Origin of the sequence: Streptomyces sp. SM11, from assembly GCF_002910905.1 — a bacterium.
GTDB lineage: Bacteria > Actinomycetota > Actinomycetes > Streptomycetales > Streptomycetaceae > Streptomyces.
The window spans coordinates 46,062-56,643 of the sequence record NZ_NEUE01000157.1; the positions used below are offsets into that span (position 1 = coordinate 46,062).

Annotated in this window: 9 protein-coding genes; 6 read left to right on the forward strand and 3 right to left on the reverse strand. The window is 70.9% G+C overall.

Annotated elements, in window-relative coordinates; translation table 11 throughout:
- Positions 1–96: 96 nt before the first annotated feature.
- From B9S58_RS13695 to B9S58_RS13710, 4 genes are read left to right on the forward strand one after another with little or no spacing between them, the layout of a single operon-like run.
- Positions 97–954 (forward strand): ABC transporter ATP-binding protein, encoded by an 858-nt coding sequence (locus B9S58_RS13695; protein WP_103532390.1) that lies wholly within the window; start codon positions 97–99, stop codon positions 952–954.
- On the forward strand, positions 951–1,772 hold the full coding sequence (locus B9S58_RS13700) for an ABC transporter permease (protein WP_103532391.1): 822 nt from the start codon (positions 951–953) through the stop codon (positions 1,770–1,772). The genes B9S58_RS13695 and B9S58_RS13700 overlap by 4 nt, the downstream gene beginning before the upstream one ends.
- Positions 1,730–3,004: a sensor histidine kinase gene (locus B9S58_RS13705; protein WP_181009299.1), complete on the forward strand. Its 1,275-nt coding sequence runs from the start codon at positions 1,730–1,732 to the stop codon at positions 3,002–3,004. The genes B9S58_RS13700 and B9S58_RS13705 overlap by 43 nt, the downstream gene beginning before the upstream one ends.
- A gap of 12 nt (positions 3,005–3,016) precedes the next feature.
- Positions 3,017–3,637, forward strand: a complete 621-nt coding sequence (locus B9S58_RS13710; RefSeq protein WP_103532393.1) for a response regulator transcription factor — start codon at positions 3,017–3,019, stop codon at positions 3,635–3,637.
- Positions 3,638–3,700: 63 nt separating this feature from the next.
- On the opposite strand, the gene hisS is transcribed toward B9S58_RS13710, so the two are convergent.
- Positions 3,701–4,963, reverse strand: a complete 1,263-nt coding sequence (gene hisS, locus B9S58_RS13715; protein ID WP_103532394.1) for a histidine--tRNA ligase — start codon at positions 4,961–4,963, stop codon at positions 3,701–3,703.
- Between the two features lie 15 nt (positions 4,964–4,978).
- Positions 4,979–5,668 (reverse strand): MBL fold metallo-hydrolase, encoded by a 690-nt coding sequence (locus B9S58_RS13720; RefSeq protein WP_103532395.1) that lies wholly within the window; start codon positions 5,666–5,668, stop codon positions 4,979–4,981.
- A gap of 149 nt (positions 5,669–5,817) precedes the next feature.
- On the opposite strand from B9S58_RS13720, the gene B9S58_RS13725 reads away from it, so the two are divergent.
- Both B9S58_RS13725 and B9S58_RS13730 read left to right on the forward strand, forming a co-directional pair.
- Positions 5,818–6,609: a peptidylprolyl isomerase gene (locus B9S58_RS13725; protein WP_103532396.1), complete on the forward strand. Its 792-nt coding sequence runs from the start codon at positions 5,818–5,820 to the stop codon at positions 6,607–6,609.
- Between the two features lie 226 nt (positions 6,610–6,835).
- On the forward strand, positions 6,836–8,065 hold the full coding sequence (locus B9S58_RS13730; protein WP_103532397.1) for a DUF349 domain-containing protein: 1,230 nt from the start codon (positions 6,836–6,838) through the stop codon (positions 8,063–8,065).
- A gap of 72 nt (positions 8,066–8,137) precedes the next feature.
- On the opposite strand, the gene B9S58_RS13735 is transcribed toward B9S58_RS13730, so the two are convergent.
- The coding region (locus tag B9S58_RS13735; protein ID WP_374935673.1) for a RelA/SpoT family protein at positions 8,138–10,582 on the reverse strand (2,445 nt) is incomplete at its 5' end.

Genomic DNA, 10,582 nt, shown 5'->3' on the forward strand with positions numbered 1-10,582 from the left:
TTGTGCCGCACCCCTGTACGGGTCAACCGTTCGATGGACATAAAGGTGTACGCCTGGTGGGTAGCAGAACGCCGGTCCCACGAAATGCTCGGACCCATGACGGAACTCGTGGTGAACGTGCGCGGACTGCGCAAGCGATACGGCGGTGTGACCGCTCTGGACGGCCTGGACCTGGGCATCCGGCGCGGCGAGGTGTTGGGACTGCTCGGCCCGAACGGTGCCGGGAAGAGCACCTGCGTGGGCGTGCTCCAGGGGCAGCGGGACCGGGACGGCGGCAGTATGGAGGTCCTCGGCGTCGACCCCGCGACGGCCGACCGCCGTCAACGCTCCCGGGTCGGGATCGTCTGGCAGGATGAATCCGCGCCCGCCGAGTTGACGGTACGGGAGACGGTCCGGCACTTCGCCCGCTACTACCCGCACCCGCGCGACCCCGACGAGACCATCGCCCTGGTCGGTCTGGAGGCGAAAGCGGGATCCCGGACCAAGGCCCTCTCGGGTGGTCAGCGCCGACGCCTCGATGTGGCGCTCGGGGTGATCGGCTCCCCCGAACTCCTCCTGCTCGACGAGCCGACCACCGGTTTCGATCCGGCGGCCCGGCGACAGTTCTGGGAGCTGATCCGGCTGCTCGCGGACGGTGGCACCACCATCCTCCTCACCACGCACTATCTGGAGGAGGCCGAGGCGCTCGCCGACCGGCTCGTGGTCGTCGCCGCGGGCGCCGCGGTCGCCGCGGGAACCCCCGGGGAACTGCGGGCCCGGTACGGCACACACGCCACGGTCCGGTGGACGGAGCCCGACGGATCGCCGCGCTCCGAGGAGACCGGGACGCCGACCCGTACGGTCACCGCGCTCGCCGACCGCTTCGGCGGAGAGGTCCCGGGGCTGCTGGTCACCCGGCCCACGCTCGAAGACGTCTACCTGCGGCTCACCAGGCAGTCGGAGGCCGTCCGATGACCGCGCCGGACACCACCGGCCTGCCCGGTGCCTGGAGCCTGGGTCTGCTGCGCGGCGGTCTGGAACTGAAGCAGTTCTTCCGCCTGCGCGACCAGGTCGTCTTCTCGCTCGCCTTCCCCGTCGTCCTCCTGGTGCTGCTCGCCTCGATCTTCGGCGGTGAGACGGCGGACGGTGAGGTCCCCGTCTCGCAGATCTATGTGGCCGCGATGCTCGGGGCGGGCATCATGGCGACCAGCTTCCAGTCGCTCGGCATCTCCATCGCGATCGAACGCGACGAGCGGCTGCTGCGCCGGCTGATCTCCACACCGATGCCGCCCGCCGCCTACTTCCTGGGGAAGGTGTGGCTGGTCCTGGTCACCGGGGCCCTGGAGGCGGCCGTCCTGCTGGCGGTCGGGGTGGGACTGTACGATCTTGACCTGCCCGGGGACGTGTCCACCTGGCTGACGTTCGGCTGGATCTTCCTGCTCGGGACGGCGGCCTGCGCGCTGCTCGGCATCGCGATCAGCAGCCTGCCGGGGTCGGGCCGGAGCGCGGGCTCGGTGGTCATCCTGCCGTTCCTGGTGCTCCAGTTCGTCTCCGGCGTCTACATCCCGGCGAGCGAACTCCCGGACTGGATGCTGAACATCGGCGCACTGTTCCCGCTGAAGTGGATGTGCCAGGGGTTTCGCGGAGTCTTTCTGCCCGAATCGGCCGCCGTGCTGGAACAGGCGGGCGGCTGGGAGTTCGGACGGATCGCCCTCGTGCTGGGCGCGTGGTGCATCGGAGGATTGCTGCTGTGTCTGCTGACGTTTCGCTGGAAGAGCCGGCGCGACGGCTGACCAGGGCGGCCGGAGCCCGGGACTCCGACGTCTGGGTCCGGTCGCTGCCTCCCTGGGACGGGTACTTCGCCGTCGTCTGGGCGGTCACCCTCGCCGTGGTGCTGGGGGCCGCCGAACCGTCGTGGCCGGTCCGTGTGGCGGCTGCCTCGATCGTGGCGCTGAATCTGCCGTGGTACGTCCTGGTCGGCCGGCCGGCCATGCTGGACGACACCGGGGCCGAGGGGCCGGCCCGCCGCTATGTGGTGGGAGCGCTGCTGCTCTTCCTGCCCACCGCGATGCTGGTCGGCGAGACGCAGCTCGTCACGTTCGCGCTGGCCCCGCAGTGCTTCATGCTGCTGCGGCTGCGGGACGCGCTGTGGGTGCTGGGCGGCATGGGCGCGGTGCCGTTCGTCGGCTGGACGCAGCTGTGGCATCCGACGGCGGGCGAGACCGCGTTCCGGCTCCTGCTGGCGGTGGCGACCTTCGCGTTCAGCGCGTTCCTGGGCCGGTGGACGATGCGGATCATCGCCCAGAGCCGCGACCGGGCCGCGCTGATCGCCGAGCTGGAGGCGGGCCGCGAGGAGATCGCCCGGCTGTCCACGGAACACGGGGCGCTGGCGGAGCGGGAGCGGATGTCGCGGGAGATCCACGACACGCTGGCCCAGGGCTTCACCAGCCTGCTGATGCTCTCCCAGGCCGTCGAGTCCGAGCTCGACCACGATCTGCCGCAGGCCCGGCGGCATGTGGCCCTGATGACCCGGACCGCGCGGGAGAACCTCGCCGAGGCACGGGCGCTGGTGGCCGGCGGTTCACCGGCCGATCTGGCCGGCAACTCGCTGGCGGACGCCCTGAACCGGCTGACCGACCGGCACACCGCGCAGACCGGCGCCCCGGCCCTGCTGACGGTGGCCGGCGACGTCCGCCCGCTGCCGACCGCGTACGAGGTCGTCGTCCTGCGCGCCTGCCAGGAGGCCCTCGCCAACACCCGTAGACACGCGGGCCCTTCCGTACCGGTGACCGTCGTGCTGACGTACGCCTCCGATGCCCTGGCCCTGTCCGTACGGGACGAGGGGTGCGGCTTTGATCCCCGGGCGCCGCGCGAGGGCTACGGCCTCGACGGCGTACGGGCCAGGGCCGAGGAGGCGGGCGGCGGCGCGGCGGTCCGCAGTGCGCCGGGCGCCGGAACCTCGGTGACCGTGACCCTGCCACTGCCCCCGGCCGTCCCGTCCGCGGGCGCCCAGCAACGCCTCTAGAAGGAGTTTGTGATGATCCGAGTCCTGCTGGCCGACGACCACCCCGTCGTGCGGGAGGGACTGCGCGGGATGCTGGACGCCGAGCCGGACCTCGACGTGGTGGGCGAGGCGTCCAGCGGTCCGCGCGCCGAGGCGCTCTGCGCCGAACTACTGCCGGACATCGTGCTGATGGACCTGCGGATGCCGGGCGGCGCGGGCGTCGAGTCGATCCGCCGGATCCGGGCGGCCGGGCTGCCGTGCCGGGTCGTCGTGCTGACCACGTACGAGAGCGACAGCGACATCCTGCGCGCGGTGGAGGCCGGAGCCTCCGGCTATCTGCTCAAGGACCTGGGTCGGGCGGAGCTGGCGGACGCGATCCGGGCCGCGGCCCGGGGCGAGACCGTGCTCGCGCCGACGGTGGCGACCCGGCTGGTGGACCAGTTGCGCAAAGTGCCGGAGCTGCCCCGGCTCTCGGAGCGCGAGACGCAGGTGGTGCGGCTGGTGGCGGAGGGGTGCACCAACGCGGAGATCGGGCGGCGGCTGTTCATCGGTGAGTCGACGGTGAAGACCCATCTGCTGCGGGTCTTCGGCAAGCTGGGCGTCAGCGACCGGACCGCCGCGGTGACCGGGGCGATGCGCCACGGACTGCTGTGAACGCGAGGAGGCGCGGGTGGCAGGACCTGAGGCCCTGCCACCCGCGCCCCGCTCACGGCTCCGTCAGCCGAGGCGCTTCGTCAGCTCCGCCGCGACCTCGGTCAGTGGCACCGCGCTCTGCTCTCCGGACTCCATGTCCTTGAGCTGGACGACGCCCTCGGCGAGATCACGCTCGCCCGCCACCAGGGTGTAGCGCGCGCCCGAGCGGTTGGCGCTCTTCATCGCGCCCTTCAGGCCGCGGCCGCCGAACGCGAAATCGGCGGCGATCCCCGCGCGGCGCAGCCCGGTGACGACGCCGAACAGCACCCGGCGGGCCTCCTCGCCGAGCGGGACCGCGTACACACTGGTGGTGTAGGGCAGGTCGAGCTCGATGCCCTCGGCCTCCAGCGCGAGGACCGTGCGGTCCACGCCGAGCGCCCAGCCGACGGACGGCAGCTCGGGACCGCCGATCATCTCGGACAGCCCGTCGTAGCGGCCGCCGCCGCCCACCGCGGACTGGGCGCCGAGGCCGTCGTGGACGAACTCGAAGGTCGTGCGGGTGTAGTAGTCGAGGCCGCGGACCAGCTTCTCGTCGTCCTCGAAGGCCACCCCGGCGGCCGTGAGCAGCGCCCGGACCTCCTCGTGGTACGCCTTGCAGGCGTCGCAGAGGTAGTCGCGGAGCTTCGGGGCGTCGGTGAGCTGCTTCTGTACGTCGGCCCGCTTGTCGTCCAGGACGCGCAGCGGGTTGATCTCGATGCGGCGGCGGGTCTCCTCGTCGAGGTCGAGGTCGCGCAGGAAGGTCTGGAGCGCCTCGCGGTAGACCGGGCGGCACCCCTTGTCACCCAGCGAGTTCAGCAGGATGCGGAACTGGCGCAGGCCCAGCGAGCGGTACGCCTGGTCGGCGAGGATGATCAGCTCGGCGTCCAGGACCGGGTCCTCGGTGCCGATGGCCTCGGCGCCGACCTGCGAGAAGTGGCGGTAGCGACCCGCCTGCGGGCGCTCGTAGCGGTAGTACGAGCCGGAGTACCAGAGCTTGACGGGGAGGTTGCCGGCCTTGTGGAGATTGGCCTCCAGGGCGGCGCGGAGCACGGACGCGGTGCCCTCGGGGCGCAGGGCCAGCTGGTCGCCGCCCCTGGTGGTGAGGGTGTACATCTCCTTGGTGACGATGTCGGTGGACTCACCGACACCGCGGGCGAAGAGCTCGACGTTCTCGAAGCCGGGCGTCTCGATGTAGCCGTAGCCCGAGTCGCGCAGCGGGGCCGCGATGGCCTCGCGCACCGCGAGGAACGTCGCGGAACGGGGCGGGGTCAGGTCGTACGTGCCCTTGGGGGCCTGAAAGGTGCTCACGATTACGTCTCTCGTCTACATTCCTCGGCGCGGCGCCGCGTCCAGACCGTTCAGGAACGGGTTGGAGGCGCGCTCGCGGCCGATGGTCGTCTGGGGGCCGTGGCCGGACAGCACCACGGTCGAGTCGTCGAGCGGCAGACACACACGGGCCAGCGACTCGAGCAGCTCGGCGTGGTCGCCGCCGGGCAGGTCGGTGCGTCCGACGGAGCCGGCGAAGAGCAGGTCGCCCGAGAAGAGGACCGGCGGAATCTCCGCGGCCTCGGGCATCCCGAACGTCACCGACCCCTTGGTATGGCCGGGCGCGTGCGAGACGCCGAACTCCAGGCCGGCCAGCGTCAGCCTCGAGCCGTCGGTCAGCTCCTTGACGTCGTCCGGCTCCCCCACGGTCAGCTCGCCCATGAGCGGCATCCCGATCGAGCGGCCGAGCGCCTTCTCCGGGTCGCTCATCATGTAGCGGTCCTCGGGGTGGATCCAGGCGGGGACGTCGTGGGCGCCGCAGACGGGGACGACCGAGGCGACATGGTCGATATGGCCGTGGGTGAGGACGACGGCGACGGGCTTGAGCCGATGCTTCTTCAGCGCTTCCTCGACGCCCTGGGCGGCCTGGTGGCCCGGGTCGATGATCACGCACTCCTCACCGGCGGCGGGGGCGACCAGGTAGCAATTGGTCCCCCAGGCCCCGGCGGGGAACCCGGCAATGAGCACGATCGTCCTTAATGTTCGTCCGGAGGATGCGGCCGCAGCGAAGGATGCAGCGGATCAGAGCCTACCGGCGCTCCTCATGACACAGGTAACCCATATACGGTACGGGCAACTCAGACCCTCATCTCACGACGTAACAAGGAGCCCAACCGGTGTCCAGCAGCGAACAGCGGCGGCGGCAGCTCGCCCGGGAAAAGTTCGAGCGCCAGCAGAAGCGCCGGGAGGAGGCCCGCCGCAGGACCAGGCGTATCACCGCGATCGTCGCCTCGGCGGTGGCTGTGGCCGCGGTCGTGGGCGTGAGCGCGTTCGTCGTGGCGGGCAAGGACGACGACAAGGACAAGAAGAGCGAGGCCGCCTCCAGCCAGAGCCCCACTCCGGAGCCCTCGGAGAGCGAGAGCAAGGCTCCCACGCCGCCGATGAAGATCGACAAAAAGGCGAAGTACACGATGTCGCTCAAGACGAGCCAGGGCGACATCGCGTTCACGATGGACGCGGCGAAGACCCCGGAGACGGCGAACTCCTTCAAGGCCCTCGCCGACAAGGACTACTTCGACGACACCAAGTGCCACCGGCTGACCACCCAGGGCATCTTCGTGCTCCAGTGCGGCGACCCGAAGGGCGACGGCACGGGCGGTCCGGGCTACAACATCCCGGACGAGAACCTGGACGCGCTCGGCAAGGCGGGTGCAGACGGCACGGTGTCCTTCCCGCCGGGCACGGTGGCGATGGCCAATACCGGCCAGCCGGATTCCGGCGGCAGCCAGTTCTTCCTGGTCTACGAGGAGACGAAGCTCCCGCCCACCTACACCCCGTTCGGCACGATGGACGACGCCTCGCTGAAGGCCGTCCAGAAGGTCGGCGAGGCCGGTGTCGAGGGCGGTGCCGGCGACGGCGCCCCGAAGAAGGCCGTGACGATCGAGAAGGCCTCGGTCGTGAAGGACTGAACCGGCGGGACGGCGACCGGCTGGGCGGCCACCGGCGGGGCGGCCACCGGCGGGGCAGGGACCTGCCCGGGCCGGAGCGAAGAATTTCGGCCGTGCTGAGTGCGGACAGCCGGGTGGCCGGTCGCCTAGATTGGCGTTGTGCAGGGCGGGCGATGCCCGCCCCAGGAAACTGTGGACGATGCCCGGGGGGCGAACCCCCTCGCAGGCATCAGGTGGAGGAGGCGCTGTGAGCAGCGACCCGTGGGGCCGCGTCGACGAGACGGGCACCGTGTACGTGCGTACAGCCGAGGGCGAGCAGGTCGTCGGATCGTGGCAGGCCGGTTCCCCCGAGGAGGCTCTGGCCTATTTCGAGCGCAAGTACGACGGCATTGTGGTCGAGATCGGCCTCCTCGAACGGCGAGTGAAGACCACCGATCTGTCGGCCAAGGACGCGACGACGGCGATCGACCATCTGCGGCAACAGGTCGACGAGCATCACGCGGTGGGCGACCTCGACGCGCTGCGCAAGCGGCTGGACGCGCTTGTGGCGAAGGTCGAGGCACGGCGCGAGGAGCGCAAGATCCTCAAGGCCAAGCAGACCGACGAGGCCAAACACGCCAAGGAGGCGCTGGTCGCCGAGGCGGAGGAACTGGCGCGGAGCGAGCAGTGGCGGTCGGCCGGCGAGCGGCTACGGGCGCTGGTGGACACCTGGAAGGGTCTCCCCCGCCTCGACCGCAAGTCGGACGACGAGCTGTGGCACCGCTTCTCGCACGCCCGCTCGGCGTTCTCCAAGCGGCGCAAGGCGCACTTCGCCGCACTGGACGCCCAGCGCGAGGACACCCGCAAGGCCAAGGAGAAGCTGGTCACCGAGGCCGAGGCGCTGTCCGGCTCCACGGACTGGGTGACCACGGCCGCGCGCTACCGCGACCTGATGACCGAGTGGAAGGCGGCGGGCCGCGCCCAGCGCGAGGCCGAGGACGACCTGTGGAACCGTTTCCGCGGTGCCCAGGACGTCTTCTTCGCCGCCCGCAGCGAGGTCTTCGCGGAGCGGGACGCCGAGCAGGGCGAGAACCTCAAGCTCAAGGAGGAGCTCGCCGCCGAGGCCGAGAAGCTGGTGCCGGTGAAGGACCTGAAGGCGGCCCGGGCCACCTTCAGGGGCATCAACGAGCGCTGGGAGGCCATCGGGCACGTACCGCGTGACGCCCGCCCGAAGGTCGAGGGCCGGATGCAGGCGGTGGAGCGGGCGCTCCAGGAGTCCGAGGAGTCCGAGTGGCGCCGGACGAACCCGGAGGCGCGGGCCCGCGCCGCGGGTCTGACCGGTCAGCTCCAGGCCGCCGTGGACAAGCTGCGCGGTCAGATCGACACCGCGCGTGCCGCGGGCAACAACGCCCGCGCGGACAAGCTGGCCAAGGAGTTGGAGGGCCGTCAGGCGCTGCTGGACCAGGCGCTCAAGGGCCTGGAGGAGTTCGGCGGCTGACGCCATCGGAAAGAGGGAGGGGCCCCGGTACGTGACGCGCGCGTCACGTACCGGGGCCCCTCCCCTTTGCTCCTACGGCCTGCGGGCCGAGGTGACCCGGTAGACGTCGTAGACGCCCTCCACGCCGCGTACGGCCTTCAGGACGTGCCCCAGGTGCTTGGGGTCGCCCATCTCGAAGGTGAAGCGCGAGGTGGCCACCCGGTCGCGGGAGGTCTGGACGGCCGCCGAGAGGATGTTGACGTGCTGGTCGGAGAGGATCCGGGTGACGTCGGAGAGCAGACGGGAGCGGTCCAGCGCCTCGACCTGGATGGCGACCAGGAAGACCGAGGACTGCGTGGGGGCCCACTCGACCTCAAGGATCCGTTCCGGCTGCTGCGAGAGCGAATCCACGTTGACGCAGTCGGCGCGGTGCACGGAGACGCCGCTGCCCCGGGTGACGAAGCCGATGATCGGGTCGCCGGGGACGGGCGTACAGCAGCGGGCCAGCTTGACCCAGACGTCCTCGACGCCCTTGACGACGACGCCGGGATCCGCGTTGGCGCGGCGCTTGCCGCGGCCGCCGTGCGAGGGCGGGGTGGACTCGGCGAGGTCCTCGTTGGCCTCGTCGTGGCCGCCGAGCGCCTGCACCAGCTTCTGTACGACACCGGCGGCGGCGACGTGGCCCTCGCCGATCGCCGCGTACAGCGAGGAGATGTCCGGATAGCGCATCTCGTGGGCGAGGGTGACCAGGGAGTCGCCGGTCAGGATGCGCTGGATCGGCAGGTTCTGCTTGCGCATGGCCCGCGCGATGGAGTCCTTCCCCTGCTCGATCGCCTCGTCGCGACGCTCCTTGGAGAACCAGGCGCGGATCTTGTTGCGGGCGCGCGGCGACTTGACGAAGCCGAGCCAGTCACGGGACGGTCCGGCTCCGGCCGCCTTGGAGGTGAAGACCTCGACCAGGTCACCGTTGTCGAGCGTCGATTCGAGCGGGACGAGCCGCCCGTTGACGCGTGCTCCTATGGTCCGGTGGCCGACCTCGGTGTGGACGGCGTACGCGAAGTCGACGGGGGTCGCACCGGCGGGCAGCGCTATCACGTCGCCCTTCGGCGTGAAGACGAAGACCTCGTTGCGCGAGAGGTCGAAGCGCAGGGACTCCAGGAACTCGCTGGGGTCCTCGGTCTCCTTCTGCCAGTCCAGGAGCTGGCGCAGCCACGCCATGTCGTTGACGGTGTCCTGGCCGCGCCCGGTGCTCTTGGGTACGTCGGTACGCACCTTGGAGGCGCCGGCGGAGGGATCCTGCTTGTACTTCCAGTGGGCGGCGATGCCGTACTCGGCGCGGCGGTGCATGTCGAACGTACGGATCTGGAGCTCGACGGGCTTGCCGCTGGGGCCGATCACCGTGGTGTGCAGTGACTGGTACATGTTGAACTTCGGCATCGCGATGTAGTCCTTGAACCGCCCGGGCACCGGGTTCCACCGGGCGTGGACGGTGCCGAGCGCCGCGTAGCAGTCGCGGACCGTGTCGACAAGGACCCTGATCCCCACCAGGTCGTAGATCTCGGCGAAGTCGCGGCCTCGCACGATCATCTTCTGGTAGACGCTGTAGTAGTGCTTGGGGCGGCCGGTGACGGTGGCCTTGATGCGGGCGGCGCGCAGGTCGGACTGGACCTCGTCGGTCACTATGGCGAGGTATTCGTCGCGCTTGGGGGCCCGCTCGGCGACGAGCCGGACGATCTCGTCGTACATCTTGGGGTAGAGGATCGCGAACGCGAGGTCCTCCAGCTCCCACTTGATGGTGTTCATGCCGAGCCGGTGGGCCAGCGGGGCGTAGATCTCCAGCGTCTCGCGGGCCTTCTTCTCCTGCTTCTCCCGCTTGAGGTAGCGCATGGTACGCATGTTGTGCAGGCGGTCGGCGAGCTTGATGACCAGGACCCGGGGGTCCTTGGCCATGGCGACGACCATCTTGCGCACGGTCTCGGCCTGTGCGGCCTCGCCGAACTTGACCTTGTCCAGCTTGGTGACGCCGTCGACGAGCAGGGCGACCTGGTCCCCGAAGTCACGGCGCAGGGTCTCCAGGCCGTACTCGGTGTCCTCGACGGTGTCGTGCAGCAGGCCCGCCATCAGCGTCGCCGGGTCCATGCCGAGCTCGGCGAGGATCGTGGTGACGGCCAGCGGGTGGGTGATGTAGGGGTCGCCGCTCTTGCGCTTCTGGCCCCGGTGCCAGCGCTCGGCGACCTGGTAGGCCTTCTCGATCTGGCGGAGCGTGGCCGTCTCGATCTTGGGGTCGTTGCCCCGGACCGTACGCAGGAGGGGTTCGAGGACCGGGTTGTACGGGCTGGAGCGCTGTACGCCCAGTCGGGCGAGGCGGGCCCGCACGCGGTTGGACGAACCGCCGGTGCGGGAGGCGGACCCGGTGGGGGCCCCGGCCTTCGCGGGAGGTCCGGGCGGCGGGGGCTTGGGCGCGGCGGCGGCCGGTTTCCTGGCCGGCGGCTGATCCGGGCTCCCGGTCCCGGCCGGAGTCGGCGGGGCCTCGGGGGC

Excerpts from the sequence above, each read along its gene's own strand:
- B9S58_RS13695 (WP_103532390.1), top strand. The coding sequence starts at position 97 with ATGACGGAACTCGTGGTGAACGTGCGCGGACTGCGCAAGCGATACGGC.
- B9S58_RS13700 (WP_103532391.1), top strand. The coding sequence starts at position 951 with ATGACCGCGCCGGACACCACCGGCCTGCCCGGTGCCTGGAGCCTGGGT.
- B9S58_RS13710 (WP_103532393.1), top strand. The coding sequence starts at position 3,017 with ATGATCCGAGTCCTGCTGGCCGACGACCACCCCGTCGTGCGGGAGGGA.